At 42.5% G+C, this 14,866-nt stretch carries 16 protein-coding genes; 9 read left to right on the forward strand and 7 right to left on the reverse strand.

All coding sequences use genetic code 11. The annotated features are described in order from the left end of the window. Positions 1-362 precede the first annotated feature (362 nt). Both J4N23_RS06800 and J4N23_RS06805 read left to right on the forward strand, forming a co-directional pair. Positions 363-581 carry a hypothetical protein gene (locus J4N23_RS06800; RefSeq protein ID WP_207426268.1) on the forward strand — a complete coding sequence of 73 codons (219 nt, stop codon included), beginning with the start codon at positions 363-365 and terminating at the stop codon, positions 579-581. Positions 582-652: 71 nt separating this feature from the next. Continuing rightward, complete coding sequence (locus tag J4N23_RS06805) at positions 653-1,336, forward strand: class I SAM-dependent methyltransferase (protein WP_207426269.1); 684 nt, start codon at positions 653-655, stop codon at positions 1,334-1,336. Between the two features lie 31 nt (positions 1,337-1,367). On the opposite strand, the gene J4N23_RS06810 is transcribed toward J4N23_RS06805, so the two are convergent. Further along, positions 1,368-1,892 (reverse strand): hypothetical protein, encoded by a 525-nt coding sequence (locus J4N23_RS06810; RefSeq protein WP_207426270.1) that lies wholly within the window; start codon positions 1,890-1,892, stop codon positions 1,368-1,370. Between the two features lie 435 nt (positions 1,893-2,327). On the opposite strand from J4N23_RS06810, the gene J4N23_RS06815 reads away from it, so the two are divergent. Together J4N23_RS06815 and J4N23_RS21220 are read left to right on the forward strand one after the other, a co-directional pair. After that, complete coding sequence (locus tag J4N23_RS06815) at positions 2,328-2,714, forward strand: response regulator (RefSeq protein WP_207426271.1); 387 nt, start codon at positions 2,328-2,330, stop codon at positions 2,712-2,714. A gap of 44 nt (positions 2,715-2,758) precedes the next feature. Further along, entirely contained in the window at positions 2,759-3,040 is a 282-nt protein-coding gene (locus J4N23_RS21220; protein ID WP_207426272.1) for a DUF202 domain-containing protein, read from the forward strand. Here J4N23_RS21220 and J4N23_RS06825 read toward each other — a convergent pair. The 4 genes from J4N23_RS06825 to J4N23_RS06840 form a co-directional block, all read right to left on the reverse strand. Beyond that, entirely contained in the window at positions 3,037-3,900 is an 864-nt protein-coding gene (locus J4N23_RS06825) for a fumarylacetoacetate hydrolase family protein (protein ID WP_207426273.1), read from the reverse strand. The two genes, J4N23_RS21220 and J4N23_RS06825, sit on opposite strands and share 4 nt — an antisense overlap. Before the next feature lie 71 nt (positions 3,901-3,971). Then, positions 3,972-4,655, reverse strand: coding sequence for a bifunctional 2-polyprenyl-6-hydroxyphenol methylase/3-demethylubiquinol 3-O-methyltransferase UbiG (locus tag J4N23_RS06830; RefSeq protein ID WP_207426274.1), 684 nt, complete (start codon positions 4,653-4,655; stop codon positions 3,972-3,974). Positions 4,656-4,736: 81 nt separating this feature from the next. Continuing rightward, a complete protein-coding gene (locus tag J4N23_RS06835) occupies positions 4,737-4,976 on the reverse strand; it encodes a DUF3072 domain-containing protein (RefSeq protein ID WP_207426275.1) in 240 nt (79 codons plus the stop codon). A 99-nt stretch (positions 4,977-5,075) separates the two neighbouring features. Next, positions 5,076-5,597 carry a DUF4142 domain-containing protein gene (locus tag J4N23_RS06840; RefSeq protein ID WP_207426276.1) on the reverse strand — a complete coding sequence of 174 codons (522 nt, stop codon included), beginning with the start codon at positions 5,595-5,597 and terminating at the stop codon, positions 5,076-5,078. Positions 5,598-5,789: 192 nt separating this feature from the next. Between J4N23_RS06840 and J4N23_RS06845 the strand changes: the two genes are divergently transcribed. Both J4N23_RS06845 and J4N23_RS06850 read left to right on the forward strand, forming a co-directional pair. Continuing rightward, positions 5,790-8,249 carry a PIG-L family deacetylase gene (locus tag J4N23_RS06845; RefSeq protein ID WP_207426277.1) on the forward strand — a complete coding sequence of 820 codons (2,460 nt, stop codon included), beginning with the start codon at positions 5,790-5,792 and terminating at the stop codon, positions 8,247-8,249. 108 nt (positions 8,250-8,357) lie between these two features. Continuing rightward, on the forward strand, positions 8,358-10,064 hold the full coding sequence (locus J4N23_RS06850) for a sodium:solute symporter (RefSeq protein WP_207426278.1): 1,707 nt from the start codon (positions 8,358-8,360) through the stop codon (positions 10,062-10,064). A 12-nt stretch (positions 10,065-10,076) separates the two neighbouring features. On the opposite strand, the gene J4N23_RS06855 is transcribed toward J4N23_RS06850, so the two are convergent. Beyond that, a complete protein-coding gene (locus J4N23_RS06855) occupies positions 10,077-10,919 on the reverse strand; it encodes a DUF2911 domain-containing protein (RefSeq protein ID WP_207426279.1) in 843 nt (280 codons plus the stop codon). A gap of 381 nt (positions 10,920-11,300) precedes the next feature. Between J4N23_RS06855 and J4N23_RS06860 the strand changes: the two genes are divergently transcribed. The 3 genes from J4N23_RS06860 (at position 11,301) to J4N23_RS06870 (ending at position 14,669) form a co-directional block, all read left to right on the forward strand. Next, on the forward strand, positions 11,301-12,731 hold the full coding sequence (locus tag J4N23_RS06860) for an SUMF1/EgtB/PvdO family nonheme iron enzyme (protein WP_207426280.1): 1,431 nt from the start codon (positions 11,301-11,303) through the stop codon (positions 12,729-12,731). A 19-nt stretch (positions 12,732-12,750) separates the two neighbouring features. Continuing rightward, positions 12,751-13,611 carry a gliding motility protein GldN gene (gene gldN, locus J4N23_RS06865; RefSeq protein ID WP_207426281.1) on the forward strand — a complete coding sequence of 287 codons (861 nt, stop codon included), beginning with the start codon at positions 12,751-12,753 and terminating at the stop codon, positions 13,609-13,611. Positions 13,612-13,700: 89 nt separating this feature from the next. Continuing rightward, positions 13,701-14,669 (forward strand): YafY family protein, encoded by a 969-nt coding sequence (locus J4N23_RS06870; RefSeq protein ID WP_207426282.1) that lies wholly within the window; start codon positions 13,701-13,703, stop codon positions 14,667-14,669. On the opposite strand, the gene J4N23_RS06875 is transcribed toward J4N23_RS06870, so the two are convergent. Beyond that, positions 14,666-14,827 carry a hypothetical protein gene (locus J4N23_RS06875; RefSeq protein WP_207426283.1) on the reverse strand — a complete coding sequence of 54 codons (162 nt, stop codon included), beginning with the start codon at positions 14,825-14,827 and terminating at the stop codon, positions 14,666-14,668. The genes J4N23_RS06870 and J4N23_RS06875 overlap by 4 nt on opposite strands. Between the last annotated feature and the right edge of the window lie 39 nt (positions 14,828-14,866).

Genomic DNA, 14,866 nt, shown 5'->3' on the forward strand with positions numbered 1-14,866 from the left:
AAGCTAGCCAATTCCCTGAATATGCCTAATAACCGAAAGCGTACCTTGTGTAATGCCTGGCTTACTGCTAAAGCTGTGGCAGTTGTTGGCCTTGTGCTTTTTCTGTCCCAATTGATTTATTTTTCACAGAGAGCTACTTCGCCTTTTGAGGAAATGATGTTTTATACAGTGTTATTTTCCCTTGTTGCCAACGGGGGTAGCATTTACACCATTTACAAGAAGTTTTGAGGGGTTCTAACCATTGTTTGTTTGGTATTTAGCTTTAGCTGACAATACCGTCGGCGAGTAATTTCATGTGGTTTTGATCCATTGGTTCTGTAGAAAAACATTGGGATCGAACGGCTGTTTAAATCGAAAACTCTATGGAACGATTTAGTATTACCGTGGGAGACCGCGTTTTCGATGTAGAAAGTAAGTTGCAAAAAGATTTTTATGCGGTCAGCTGCGGTTCAGAATCTGGCCTGCTGGGAAAAAACGAAAGAGGAGACTGGGAACTGATGCTTCCAAGTAGTGAAGCAGCGGACTTACCCGCAGAAGAGCTTGGAGCAGCAATTGAGGAATACATCGCGAGGAACAATTGAAGCTTCGTAATTTTGAGAAGTTTGTATATTAGCCAGACGCACAGAAAGTGAGTGCGGGAGAAAAGAACAACATGGAAGAAGTTAAAAATCAGTTTGACGCAATATCTAAAGAGTATGATAGACAACGCCCGTACTTGATTCCGTGCTTTCATGACTTTTATACAGCTTGTTACCCTCTTGTCAAAAGAATGTCGGCTGCGAAAAGTCTTCTCGACTTAGGAGCTGGCACCGGTCTGTTTTCATATTTCGTTTATTTAATTCGACCAGAGCTCGATTTTACCCTTGTTGATCTTTCTCCTGAAATGTTAAACGCTGCCAGGGAGCGCTTTAAAGGATTGAAAAACTTTAGTTTCCTTGAACTCAACTTTGCAACAGAACCTTTTCCCGGGAAATTTGATATTATCATCTCTGCGCTGTCCATTCACCATTTGGATGATGAAGAGAAAAGGCTGTTATATAAAAATGCCTTCGAGGCTTTGAATGACGGCGGGCTTTTCATCAACGCTGACCAAGTGTTAGGGCGTGGTCCCGGTTTTGATTCATTTTACAAAGAAAGCTGGATGGAGGCCGTGAAGGATTCCGGCCTTGAACCCGTGGCGATAAATAACGCTTTTCAGCGTATTCAGCTGGATAAGTTTGCGCCACTTGAAGCTCAGATCAGCATGCTGGAGGAGGCTGGATTTAGCGAGGCAGACTGCATCTATAAAAATCAGAATTTTGCTGTTTTTGCTGGTACTAAAGGCAATGTGTTTTAGCTACTTGTGTTTTGAATTAATGCCATCATCCTTAGTCGCTTAAACCTTTACTTAGTAGAAGGATTGCTTTTTCATGTAGGGGAGTAGTGCCCTTATTTTTAATCAGCGGATATTTTCCCGGTGTAAATTTAAATCCTTTAATCAAAATTATCTCGAACTCCGCTCTTGATCCTTTTGGGTCAGTGCTTAGCTGATTATATTGTTTGACGGAACTGCTACTTTTCGGGTCGTAAATCCAGTCTACGCCTGTATAGTAGGATTGGTGACCTCTCATCTTTTTAAACTCCTCTTTGTAATTAGTCATCAGGTACTCTAAAAACTGGACGCCTGCTTCTGAAGACCATCTGGAATCAAAATTTTTGGGGAAGTCAAAAGGCTCAGAAATAATCCGGACCATACGCTTGTAGGGGATGGATTGCTTCCAGGTCGTATCAACAGAATTGACGTGTGTGTAGTTGTAGTTGCTCTCCATCACGATATAATGCTTTTCTTTCTCCTGGGCAGAACTTGTGATAGATATAATTATCAAGATGGCGTTTATTAGATATGTTTTCATTGAAATAAGATATGCTAGTATTACAGCTTCCAACGCTAAAGATACTTTAGTTCTACGAAATTGATTTCAAATCGTTTACGAAACTTTTGGATAACAGGTTAATGCCTGTTACTATAAAAGTTCGTTAAAACTAGTGTATTTTTAAAAGCAGAGATTTCTATACAACTTAAACTTGAATTCTGCTCGATACCAAGGTAAATGCTTAGTCCAGGCAGGCTGTACCGAGAGCTAATTTAAGCCATTTTTAACATCCGGGAGTTGCCTAACGAACGTGCTGTAATTACATATTTTGGCAGGAACACTGGAAGGAAAGCCGTTGTAGTTGGCCGATCCCGACAGCATTTTGCAGAATGCCTCGCGGAAAAGTTAAAATTTGTTTTGACAGTTGACTAGAACGTATATATTTGTTTAACTGACATTTATAAACACTCGGCAATGTGTAAGGTATTAATAATTGATGATGACCCATTCTATCATCAAGTTACAAAGGCTTTTATCAAAAAATACGATTCTGTAGATGAACATACTTCGTATACCAATCCTGTAAACAGTTTGCTTGATCTTACGGAAGCTTATTTTGCATCCAAGCCCTTACCTGATATTATCCTGCTTGATCTGAATATGCCCGAGCTTTCCGGCTGGGAATTTTTAGACACTTTTAGCACGATTTCTGCATTAACAGACCAACGTACTAAGGTCTATATCGTCAGTTCCTCTGTGGGCCAGGATGATAAGGACCGCGCCTTAAACTATCCCTGCGTTAAAGGAATTTACTCTAAGCCCGTATCTAATGCTGTTTTCGATTCAATTCTTGTGGGATAAGATGCGGAAGCAAACATAACCAAAGGCTTTCCGGTTTGTCCAAAATGAATATTAATCCTTATACCAATCAGAAGATCTTGTCCATAACAGATGAGCTGGCTCTGGGTAGAAATCTTTTGGCCAATGAACGTACTTTGCTTTCATACGTCCGCACCTTTTTGTCGTTTCTTGTAGCAGGCGTTTCCTTAATTCAATTTTTTGATAACCGGTACATCGTTGTAATTGGCTACACACTGATTCCCTTGAGCTTCCTATTTCTGATTGTCGGTTTTATAAGATACCGAAAGGTTAAGCAAGCCCTTAATAGGCTCCAGCAGAATGTTTAGAGTGGCTGTTCACTACAGCTTACTACTTTTTGTCTGGATTCTCCGAGACCGTCAATGCCTAGTTCAACTATATCTCCCGGTTTCAAATAAAATGGTGGATTTTGTCCTTTACCTACCCCCGAGGGTGACCCTGTAGAAATTATGTCGCCGGGTAGTAGTGTCATAAATTGGCTGATGTAGGAGATGATATAGGGAATCTTGAAAATCATACTAGCGGTACTTGAACGTTGCATGAGAGTTCCATTTAGCTTTAGCCAGAGTTGTAACTTATCCAGGTCTGCTATCTCATCCGGAGTTACCAGATAGGGGCCTAGTGGTGCGAATGTGTCGCATCCTTTTCCTTTACCCCAAGTCCCGTTTCTCTCCAACTGAAATTCCCGTTCTGAAACGTCATTATGGATCATAAAGCCTGCTATTGATTCCAGGGCAGCAGACTCAGACACATAGCTGCATTTTTTTTCAATGACGATAGCCAGCTCTACTTCCCAGTCTGTTTTCTTCGATCCCCGGGGGATAACAATTTCATCGAAGGGGCCTGTGATTGCTGAAGTAGACTTTAAAAAAATAACAGGCTCTGCTGGTAAATCCTGAACCATCTCTATGGCGTGGTCCTTGTAATTCAGGCCCGTACACACAATTTTTGACGGTCGGGCTACAGGGCATCCCAGCCTGATGCATGTGGTAACTTCAGGCAGGGTGTCAAGGTGGTCGGAAACTATTTGCTTCAGTTTAGCGATCCCGGTTTTTTCAAAGAAATTCTCATCATAATCCCCAACAAACCCGGACAGGTCAACTATCTTTTCGCCTATTTTAACTCCTGGCCGTTCCTGGCCTTTTTCTCCAAATCGAACTAGTTTCATTAAAGATAATTTGTGCGTGTCTTTGGAAGAAGTGACAATTTCGGAAATTGTTTGTTCCCAGTGAGGTCTTATTATAGGGAAGTTAACCTTGCCAGGTACTGATCGGAATCATCCTGATAAAGTATCTCCGTTCTCCATCCTTCCTGTCGTGCCAAAGAAATTAGCGTTTCGGGATCCACATACACCCACTTAAACCATCTATCTCTCAGAGATTTGTATTGATATTGAAAAGATACCTCTCCGAAGTAATTCATGGGCATAGGAACACCTTCCTGGTAGAGATAAGAAATGTCCGAAGAGTCGAAAATAATAGATCCGCCTTTATTGAGAATTTTTTTAGCGTGCTGCAAAAAGTCCCTGACTCTGCCGATTGTTCCACAAAGGCCAATGCCATTCATCAGCAATAAGAGCGTATCAAATTTCTCATTTTGATATTCGAAAATATTTTGGTTTTTTACCTTCTCAACTCCTCGCAGTTGCATAATCGTGCAGGCTATTTTCGAAATCTCTAATGCAGTGGTATCAAGTCTGTTTTGAAGAAGCAGGGAATGGCTTCCTGCCCCCGCGCCAATGTCGAGTACTTTTCCCCGGCATTCTGCCATTGCTATGAGCTCCAACTCGGGCATGTCTTCTTCTGTTCTGAAAAAGACTTCAACCGGCATTTCCTCGGGCTCTCCATAAGATGTGTTAATCCACAAAACTTCCTGGAGCCGTTGATTGTAAAAGTCCACTAGCGCTTGACCGTATAAGTCCATCAGGCAAAACTATCAATATCTTCCAATCTTTAGCTCATGACGTACATTTGGCCCTAGCGGTAGTAGGCGCATTAGGGCCTATTAATCTTCCTTATTTAGTCCTCGGCCGGTTTTATGTTGAAGTTCGTCAATTTTCTTTGAAGCCTCTGCCTTCGTTAAGTCTTCAGGCAGTTCTTCTCCGGCTTCATCAGAAAGAGTCTTTAGATATGATTGTTGAGCTCCTGTCATTTCTTCGTCGCCCGTAGTCCAGTCGTCAGGGTTTTTAATTGTATTGGAGGCCTTGTTGTTCGTTTCCTGTTCGTTCATTTTTTCGTTTTCCATAGTTTTTGTAATGTTCTAATCGTAAAACAGCTACAGAAGGCTGCCAGTCATCTGGAAAGATGAGCTGGCAGCCTTCTGTAGGATTTCTGGCTGGACAACTTAGGGGTTCAGACTAGTGTTGATGGAGGTGGCAAGTTCGAGGTGAGCCCTTAATGCCGGAAGTTTATTCCTTGCATAGGTTCGTAAATCTCCATCATTCACCTGATCTTCAGCACTGTCAAAAAGTTGTACAGCATTTTGATGAGAGCTGACCATAAGCGACATGTACGCTTTATCAAAAGCGGAGCCTGAAAGGCTGCTCAGGCTATTCACCTGCTGCTGTTGAGTCGTTGTTAGTCCGGAAGCGAGGGTAAGGCCTTTGGCTGAAGCAATAACTTGCAATTCAGCATTTGCCTGAGTGTGATCAGATACCATCATCGCCGCAAAGTTTCGAACAGTTTGATTGGAACTGCGGGTATCTGCAAGCGCACTTGCACTGACCTCGAGTAGATTTGAAGCCGAAGCCTGAGTCGTAAACTCCTGGCGGTCCATAGTGTCATCATCGTCGTCGTCTTTGCATGATTGGACAACTAACGTGCTGCCTATAAGTAATAGCAGCAAAAAAAAGCCTTGTTTTTTCATAAGATAGATAAATTAATGTGTCAAAGTTTTAACAGTCTCTGTTTCTGGTGGTTTAACCTTTTTATACTTAACCTCGGGGAAATAAAATAAAAATAGAGCCCGTGTTTGTTAGGCCTGGGTTAAAAAATGTAAATGGATTATTACTGATGACGCAACCTTTTTCATTTTCGCTATTTTCGTTGGATTTTAAGTATGATTCGAGAAATTAGATTTTCAGCACTGTTGCTTCTACTGGGTTTTTCCCTGAGTGCGCAGACATCTCAACCGAACTCCTCTGAGATAAAACTTGAACTGGAAAAGCTGGCAGTAGCTGGAAATGTATTATACATTGCAGCCCATCCCGATGATGAGAATACTCGGCTATTAACCTACCTGGCGAAGGAACGCAAACTGCGTACGGGATACCTGTCCTTAACAAGAGGAGATGGTGGACAAAACCTGATAGGTAATGAGCAGGCAGAACTACTGGGAGTTATCAGGACCCAGGAGCTTTTAGCGGCACGCCGTGTTGATGGAGCTGAACAGTTTTTTACCAGGGCTAACGACTTTGGTTTCTCTAAAACATCCGACGAAACTTTTCGGATTTGGGATAAGCAAAAGATCCTTAGTGATGTAGTTTGGGTGATTCGCCAGTTCAAACCGGACGTAATTATTACGCGCTTTCCAGGGGATGCCCGAGCAGGCCATGGACATCATGCTGCTTCCTCTCTTCTTGCGCAGGAAGCCTTTAAGGCTGCAGCGGATCCGCTTTCTTTTCCTGAGCAACTTAAATACGTGAAGCCGTGGCAGGCGAAGAGAATCGTGTGGAATACTTTTAATTTTGGTGGAAACAATACAACTGCAGAAGACCAACTGAAGATAAACGTGGGCCTTTACAATCCTCTTATAGGAAAAAGCTACGGTGAAATAGCAGCAGAAAGTCGTACGAAGCATAAGAGTCAGGGTTTTGGAAGCGCACTTCAAAGAGGAGAAGCTTACGAGTATTTCTATCACCTCGCCGGCGAACCCACTAAAACTGATCTTTTTGACGGGGTTGACATCTCGTGGAAACGAGTCAGAGGGGCGGAAAGGATCTATGCCTTGATTCAAAAATTAAATAACGAATTTGATTATAAGGACCCGTCGAAGTCCGTCAGCGATCTGCTCAAGTTGAGACAGCTGATTTCCGCAAGCCCCGAAGCTCGGTTCAAGCAAAGGGCTGTGGATGAATTAATTTTAGCTTGTGCTGGAGTATGGCTTGAGGCAAGCGCAGTTGAGTCCTCCTACAGTGCTTCTGACTCTATTCCGGTTCGGTTACAGGTAATTGCGAGAGTACCGGACGACTTTCCTTATCGCGTTTCTTTCTCGGAGGAGCTAAGCAGATCAGGGGACATTCCTTTACGCCCTAACGAGTTGAAAACTGTATCCGTTAAGGTTTTTAAAAAAGATGTTCAATATTCGCATCCCTACTGGTTACGCCAGGACCACCCTATTGGGATATATCAGGTTGCGAATCAACAGGAAATTGGCTTGCCCGAGGCTCAACCGGCCTATCAAGCCGCCTTTGCACTGCGGGTCGGGAAGGAAACCTTGCACGTTTTGCGGCCCGTGATTTACAAGTACGTAGACCAGGTGCGTGGAGAGGTCTATAAGCCTTTGGTAATAGCACCTGATGTTACAGCCACGCTTCCTGAAAAAGCATACTTGTTTCAAAATGGGAAAGCGAAGGCGATAAAGGTCGAACTGAAGAGTTTTAGGGATACTGTATCAGGGATAGTGAAACCAGTACTTCCTCATGGTTGGAAAGCTATTCCAAGGCAGCATGAGTTCAAATTCGCAAGGAAGGGAGACACGCGATTCTATGAATTTCAAATAGTTCCTTCAAAAAATACTAACGGTAAAATTGAATTGAAGGTAATAACTTCTGAAGGGACGACCTTTGACAGAAGCCTCAAGGTTGTTCATTATGAGCACATTCCTGAGCAAGTGCTGTTTCCACCAGCGGAGGCCCGGGCAGAAAATATCGACGTAGCCTTGTCAGGGAAAAGGCTAGGATATCTGGCGGGTGCGGGGGATTTGGTAGGGGAGTCGCTTAAACAGATCGGCTACGAGGTAGTTACGCTTCAGGCGGAGCAAATTCCGAACATAGATCTTTCCACGTTCGATGCGATTGTAACCGGAGTCCGCTTTTATAATGTGAGTGAGCAGGCCAAAGTTGTGCAGGCAAAGCTCATGGATTATGTGAAGGATGGAGGGATTCTTCTTGTGCAGTATAACGTCAGCAACCCTTTAATGGTAAGTCAGTTAGGGCCGTATCCTTTTAGCTTAAGCAGAAGCCGGGTAACTGAAGAAGATGCTCCGGTAGTTCTGAACGACTCGAACACCAGGTTCTTCACCTATCCAAACCGCATAACCGAAGACGATTTCAAGGGATGGGTTCAGGAAAGAGGCTTGTACTTTGCCAGTGACATCGATCAACGATATTATACGCCTTTAGTGATGGCTGATTCAGGTGAACAAGCTAATAGGGGAGCTCTACTGATTGCGGACTATGGAAAGGGGCGCTTCATTTATAGTTCCCTGTCTTTTTTCAGACAGCTTCCAGCCGGCGTTCCTGGGGCATACCGAATATTTACTAACCTGATATCAAAAGAAAAAGGTGAAAGAAAATAAGCAGGAGTTGCCGCCGTTCGTCAAAAGTTGGAGTCAGTTCTACATGCTACTAGTTATCTGGCTGATTGTACTTATTGGTCTTTTTTACCTTTTTACACAGTATTTTAGATGAGTACAATAGACTGGTTTGTCCTGGTATTTACGTTGCTGGCTATAGTGCTCTATGGAGTGTATAAAAGCAGAGGAACAAAAAATATAGAAGGCTATTTGCTGGGTAACCAGTCTTTACCTTGGTATCATGTGTGCCTTTCAGTGATGGCCACGCAAGCAAGTGCTATCACCTTTCTTTCAGCGCCAGGTTTGGCCTATTCAAGCGGAATGGGCTTCGTGCAGTTTTACTTCGGCCTCCCACTTGCCATGATCATTCTTTGCGTTGCATTTGTCCCGGTTTTTCATCGCTTAAAGGTTTATACCGCTTATGAGTATCTGGAACAGAGGTTTGACCTACGGACGCGAGCTCTGACGGCCTTTCTTTTTCTGATTCAAAGAGGCTTGTCTACCGGAATAACGATTTATGCTCCCTCAATCATCTTATCTACCATCTTAAATATAGATACTACCTACACTACTTTATTTATAGGCGGCCTAGTAATATGTTATACCGTTTACGGAGGAACAAAGGCAGTTTCATACACCCAATTGTTGCAGATGTCCATTATTTTTTCCGGATTGTTCATTGCAGGGGTGATAGTTGTTCAGTTGTACCCTCCAACAGTTGGTTTTACACGAGCGATTGATATTGCGGGTAAAATGGGGCGGACCGAGGCTATTGACTTTTCTTTCGATTGGAATAATCAGTATACTTTATGGAGTGGCCTTATCGGAGGTTTTTTTCTACAACTCTCTTATTTTGGAACCGACCAAAGCCAGGTAGGGCGGTATTTGACCGGCGCTTCAGTAGGTCAAAGTCGGCTAGGACTGTTGATGAATGGACTCGTGAAAATTCCCATGCAATTTCTGATTCTTTTAATAGGAGTTTTGGTATTCACGTTCTATCAGTTTGAAAAACCTCCTATATTCTTTAACAAAGTCGAACTGGCTAAGCTTGAAAAGAGCAGGTTTGAACCTGAGTTAAGACAATTACAAGACGACTTCTCAAAAGTATTTGATTTTAAAGAGCAGCAAGTACAGCTGTTGAATCAAGCCCTGGATGGCAATGACGAAGTTATTATCAATCAACAACGTATTGCGTTGCAATCTGCTGATAAGGAGATAAAAAGAATCCGCGGGGAGATCACTGAATTGATGAAGAAAAATGATTCGGATGCAGAAGTAAATGATAACAATTACATTTTTCTGAATTTTGTTACCACCTATATGCCTAAAGGGCTGATAGGTCTACTAATTGCAATTATATTTCTTGCTTCCATGGGTTCTACGGCAAGTGCTTTAAACTCATTAGCTTCTACTTCGGTGGTGGATATTTATAAAAGGCTGATCAATACAGAGGGGAGCGAGGACAGGTACCTTCGCGTATCCAGACTATTTACGGTAGTATGGGGACTTGTTTGTATCGGGATGGCACTGTATGCTAGTAAACTAGGCAATTTGATAGAAGCGGTAAATATTCTTGGATCCTACATCTATGGAACTATTTTAGGCGTCTTTCTGGTAGCTTTCTTTCTAAAGAGAATAGGGGGGCGGGCAGTTTTCTTTGCTGCTATACTAGCAGAAATTATAGTATGCTTATGCGGATATTTTCAAGTTGTCGCCTATCTGTGGCTCAACGTAATAGGCTGTTTGCTGGTAGTGGTACTCGCCTGGCTTTTGCAGTTATTCAATAAAAAAGCCGCTGATATTTCTACCAGCGGCTGATCTTTAAGAAGACTATTTTTTAGCATCGGCTAATAATGCTGAATGCAAACGAACGTATTCTTCGTTGTTAATTTCTTTAGCTAGTTGTAAACCGGCTGTTGCTGTTGCTGCAGCTCCTTGCTTATCTCCGGCTTTTAGCTGGATTTTACCTTTCAGTAGCTTTATCCAGGGCGCTTTCGGCTCTGCGGCTTCTGCTGCGCTTGCCCACTCAAGTGCCTTTTTCAGGTCCTTGCCATTTTCAAAGTAATAGTTTGCTGCCTGAAAATAAGGTTTTTTCTCACCTTGCATGGCCGTTTCGATATTTGCCATCACACGACTGTCAATATCAGTAGTGATGCCAACGGACACTAAGGTATTGGCCCATTTCAATTCAAGTTGAGCGGCTGTAGGGTAAACTTGAGCAAATTGTATAGAGAAAGTCTCCGCCTTTTCCTTCAATGTTTCTGGCTTCACCTTAACCCGAAGTACATCTTCCGCCTGGTTATAGCTATAAGATCCCCACTGCTTGGCTGACTTATTGAAAATGATGGTCCATTCATTTTTACCAGGGATAGTGAAAAGTCCGTATTCACCTGCAGGCAATGTCTGACCTTGAACTTTAACTTCATCAGTGAAAGTAATCAGCGTAGCCGAATTCGCCCCTGTTCTCCAAACCTTGTCGAAAGGTACAAGGTCACCAAAGATCTGACGACCTTTTACATTCGGGCGGGAGTAGCTGATTGTAATTTTACCAAGTCCAAAATCTTGAGAGATGGTTTGTGAACTGCTTGGTTGAGGCATTTTTAGGCCTTGAGCATCAGCTGTCATTGCTGATAAACCTACAGCAAGAATAGCTAGTGTTACAAATCTTTTCATTGAAATTTTTTTTCTTCGAAATTAGTTTTAAAAGACATTGAGCCTATCATACGAACATCATCTTTTTGTGAAATTCTAAAACTTGCTTCTTCGTTTTCTCATATTTCTCGTCACGTATGCACACGTTTTCTCGTACTTCATACACATATGCCTTCAAAGAGCAGGGAATCTAGTTCCCTTACCTTGAAGGAAGTGTTAATGCCAAAGACCTTTGTTCCTGTTTATATATTTTTAACGATGATTAAAAATTAATATGAAAGTTTTAAAAAAAACTTAACTTCGCAAGAGATTAATATTCTTTACGGTTATTATTTTAAGTTTTTCCGAAAAGAAGGAGTTTGGATTTAACCTTATTAAAATTTGAGTAAAAGATCAGCCTTGATGAAAACCAACACGCTATTTAAATTGTCGTTCAGGACAATTGTACTACTTTCTGCGTTTCTTACCTCGTGCAAATCGACCGACTTCTATGAACCTCCCACCGTGAACGCCTCGAGGGGGAAAACCGTTTTTGCTCCTCCGGGAATGGTTTATATTCCGTCCGGTACCATCTTATATAAGAGTGAAACAGAAGGAACCAGAAAGGTAAGCTTGAGTCCTTTCTTTATGGATGCTACTGAGGTGACGAACTTTCAATACAGGGAATTTGTAAACTGGGTAGCGGACTCGATTGCAGTTACCGATATTCTTAAAGACGAGAAATATTTTGTGAAGCAGAAAGGCCGCACAAGGGGTAAGAAGGGTGCGCAGGATCTTGGAGCTGCTGCGGTAAAACAAATCGACTGGGAGAAAATAAGAGGCAGAGGAAAAACCGCCTTGTGGCAAAGTTCTAATTCTGATATACAGTCGAAATTAATTGCTGCAAAACTGATAGTGGAAGAGGGTGGCAAGTATATTTTGAATAAGGAGCTGGTGAAATACTCTTACTATTTCCGACCAGTTAGTGGTCCGAACACCGGAAAATATACGAAGGAAAGTGTAAGCATTATCCCCGAGACGGGTGTTTGGGTAAACGATTTTCCAAATTCCCAAATGGAGATAATGGCTGAAAATTATTACAATACCAAGTCGTTCAATCACCATCCAGTGGTCGGCGTAAATTGGAAACAAGCCCGGGCATATTGTAACTGGAGAGGAAAAGCCCAGGCCGATCTGATCAAAAAGAACAACTACTTAAGAGATTATAACCTTACTTATAATCTTCCTACTGAGGCTCAATGGCAATATGCTGCCTCTGGTATCAGCAGACCTGAAAAAACTGATTCTTTAAGAAACGCTTTAGTAACTTATACAGATAAAAAGAGCAAAAAAGAACAAATTCTTGTGAACTTCAAGCAGGAAGAAGGTGAGTATGCTATTGACGGTTCAACTTTTACATTGCCTGTTAAGACGTATGCACCAAATGCCTTTGGGCTTTACAACATGGGCGGTAACGTTTCCGAGTGGACTTTAGATGCATTCAGTCCTTCTGCTCTGGAATTTGTTCATGACCTGAACCCGGTGCTTCAATACGATGCAGATGATACTGCTCCAGTGGCAATGAAGAGGAAAGTAGTTCGTGGAGGTTCTTGGAAGGACAGCGGGAAGCTACTGGATTATGTAACCAGGAATTACGAGCAGCAGGATGCAACGCATTCCTACATCGGATTTCGCTGTGTGATGTCTGCGCTTGAAGTGGTAACAGATCAGGTGCGCACCCGGAAATCTCTGGATAGCGTGAAGGAAAGCAAGAAAAAATCCAAGAGCAAGGGAGGCAAGAAGGGCAAGGCTAAAGAACAAAAAGAAGATTTGAAGTCAGCAAGCATTAAATAGAACTAAGATTTTTTGAGATATGAAAAGAAGGTTACTCACAGTATTATTTGCAGTCTCGGCCTTGTCGGTGCTTGCCCAGGATGAACTTGATTCCTTGCCACCGGTAGTCGACGGCTTTTCAAGCTACAATGTTCTCGAGAAAGCAAGCCCGTTTGATTATCCACAAGTAAATCCTGTAAACGTTAAATTTTATAAACGGATTTGGAGAGATATTGATGTGCGTCAGGAGCAGAACCAGGTGCTCGCTTCTCCAGGTAATGAGCTTATAAACATGCTTCTGGAAGGTATTAAAAACAAAAAGATCCGTGTTTTTGATCCGTCTGACGACTCTTTTAAAAAGCCATTGACTATTGCTGAAGCTGAAAAAACTTTAAAAGGAGATAGCGTTTCGGTACCAGTTAAATTTGATGATCAGGGTAATGCTATAGAATGGGCCCAAATGGCGAGCGAGTTCAACCCCGAGAAGATCGTAAAATTCAGAATCAAAGAAGATGTTTTTTATGATAAGCAGCGCTCGAAAGTAGAGACGAGGATTATTGGTATTGCGCCCCTAATGAAATTGGAGATTCAGGGAGTGGCCGACTCTACTCTAACAACGCCGGCTTTCTGGCTATATTTCCCACATTGCAGAGCCGTTTTTGCTTCAAAAAATATTTCTGACCTGAACCCCGACTTTGAAGATATGAGCATGGACGATTACTTCGTTCAAAGAAAGTTTGTTGGAAAGATCATACGGGAATCTACTCCCTCAGGCCAAAGAATCGCTGACTATGCGAAGGAAGCCTCAGAACAAGAGAAGGAGGCACAAAGAATAGAACAAGGTATTCAGGACTACAAGAAGAAAGTCTGGAGTTACAGCACTAAGAAAGAGAAAGAGTAGTTCTTATCCTGAAGAAAATACAAGGGCCGATGCATAAGTCATCGGCCTTTTTGTTTCTTTAAACCAATTGTATCAGTTAACTTGCTGTTATGAATCGCATTGATCGTATCTCGGCTATTTTGATTCAGCTGCAAACCCGAAGAGTAGTAAAAGCTCAGGAAATTGCAGATAGGTTCGGTATCAGTTTACGCACCGTATACCGGGATGTGAAGGCCCTGGAGGAAGCAGGAGTGCCGGTAATCGGGGAGGCCGGGCTCGGTTATTCTCTCGTAGAAGGTTATCGACTACCACCTGTAATGTTCACCCGGGAAGAAGCTATAGCTTTTCTAACGGCCGAAAAGTTAGTTGAAAAACTTACCGATACGTCTACCAGTAGTAATTATAAATCGGCCATGTACAAAATAAAGGCCGTTCTCCGTACTTCCGAACGTGATTTTCTGGAAAATCTGGACGCGCATATTGAGGTGCTAAAGTCGAGGAGGCAGTCGGAAGGGATTGCAGATTTCGGCTTTATTCAGACAATTCTAAAGAGTATCGCGGAGAGAAAAGTACTTGCAATTAATTACTTTACCCACTACCGTCAAACTTTTACTCAACGGTGCATCGAACCCGTAGGGGTGTTCTATCTGGATAGTTTCTGGCATTTGTTCGCGTTCTGCAAAATGAGGAACGACTACCGAGACTTCCGACTCGACCGGATAAGTGATTTAAAGATCACCGATGAGGGTTTTCATAAAGAACATCCATCTCTGAGAAAATATTTAGAGCAGCTATATGAGGATAGGGAACTACAGGAAGTAGTGATACAGGTAGAAAAGCGGACACATCTATTCCTTGAGAGCCAAAAGTACTATCACGGGTTTGTTTCAGAGACTGAAAAAGATGATTTTGTGGAGATGAGCTTTCTCACGGCTCATCTCGAAGCCTTCGCTCGCTGGTTTTTAATGTACGGCGATAAGGCCACGATAGTGACTCCTACAGAATTGAAAGACAGGGTTGGCGCTATACTTGAAAGTGTAGCAAGCAACCTAAGTCTCGCAAGAATGCACACTCCTTAATCCGGAGGTGCGAAGGTTGGTAAATCTGTAGGCTCGTCATCTCCATCATTCAATGGCGAGTCGTCAATCAATGATCCTTGCTCGAGGCCCGATTCATTTTCATTATTCAATGGAGAATCATCTATCAATGATTCATCATCCGGATCTGTCATTTTCATAAGCAGGCTTTAGACAGGAGACAATTCTAAACCAATAGG

It is taken from the genome of Pedobacter sp. SYSU D00535 (genome assembly GCF_017355855.1).
Classification (GTDB): domain Bacteria; phylum Bacteroidota; class Bacteroidia; order Sphingobacteriales; family Sphingobacteriaceae; genus Desertivirga.

What these genes read in the sequence shown, in the direction of transcription:
- J4N23_RS06825 (WP_207426273.1), bottom strand. Translation starts at nt 3,900, where the DNA reads ATGAAACTAGTTCGATTTGGAGAAAAAGGCCAGGAACGGCCAGGAGTT.
- J4N23_RS06855 (WP_207426279.1), bottom strand. Translation starts at nt 10,919, where the DNA reads ATGAAAAGATTTGTAACACTAGCTATTCTTGCTGTAGGTTTATCAGCA.
- J4N23_RS06800 (WP_207426268.1), top strand. Translation starts at nt 363, where the DNA reads ATGGAACGATTTAGTATTACCGTGGGAGACCGCGTTTTCGATGTAGAA.
- J4N23_RS06815 (WP_207426271.1), top strand. Translation starts at nt 2,328, where the DNA reads ATGTGTAAGGTATTAATAATTGATGATGACCCATTCTATCATCAAGTT.
- J4N23_RS06860 (WP_207426280.1), top strand. Translation starts at nt 11,301, where the DNA reads ATGAAAACCAACACGCTATTTAAATTGTCGTTCAGGACAATTGTACTA.
- J4N23_RS06805 (WP_207426269.1), top strand. Translation starts at nt 653, where the DNA reads ATGGAAGAAGTTAAAAATCAGTTTGACGCAATATCTAAAGAGTATGAT.
- J4N23_RS06830 (WP_207426274.1), bottom strand. Translation starts at nt 4,655, where the DNA reads ATGGACTTATACGGTCAAGCGCTAGTGGACTTTTACAATCAACGGCTC.
- J4N23_RS06845 (WP_207426277.1), top strand. Translation starts at nt 5,790, where the DNA reads ATGATTCGAGAAATTAGATTTTCAGCACTGTTGCTTCTACTGGGTTTT.
- J4N23_RS06840 (WP_207426276.1), bottom strand. Translation starts at nt 5,597, where the DNA reads ATGAAAAAACAAGGCTTTTTTTTGCTGCTATTACTTATAGGCAGCACG.
- gldN (WP_207426281.1), top strand. Translation starts at nt 12,751, where the DNA reads ATGAAAAGAAGGTTACTCACAGTATTATTTGCAGTCTCGGCCTTGTCG.
- J4N23_RS06835 (WP_207426275.1), bottom strand. Translation starts at nt 4,976, where the DNA reads ATGGAAAACGAAAAAATGAACGAACAGGAAACGAACAACAAGGCCTCC.
- J4N23_RS21220 (WP_207426272.1), top strand. Translation starts at nt 2,759, where the DNA reads ATGAATATTAATCCTTATACCAATCAGAAGATCTTGTCCATAACAGAT.
- J4N23_RS06870 (WP_207426282.1), top strand. Translation starts at nt 13,701, where the DNA reads ATGAATCGCATTGATCGTATCTCGGCTATTTTGATTCAGCTGCAAACC.
- J4N23_RS06875 (WP_207426283.1), bottom strand. Translation starts at nt 14,827, where the DNA reads ATGAAAATGACAGATCCGGATGATGAATCATTGATAGATGATTCTCCA.
- J4N23_RS06850 (WP_207426278.1), top strand. Translation starts at nt 8,358, where the DNA reads ATGAGTACAATAGACTGGTTTGTCCTGGTATTTACGTTGCTGGCTATA.
- J4N23_RS06810 (WP_207426270.1), bottom strand. Translation starts at nt 1,892, where the DNA reads ATGAAAACATATCTAATAAACGCCATCTTGATAATTATATCTATCACA.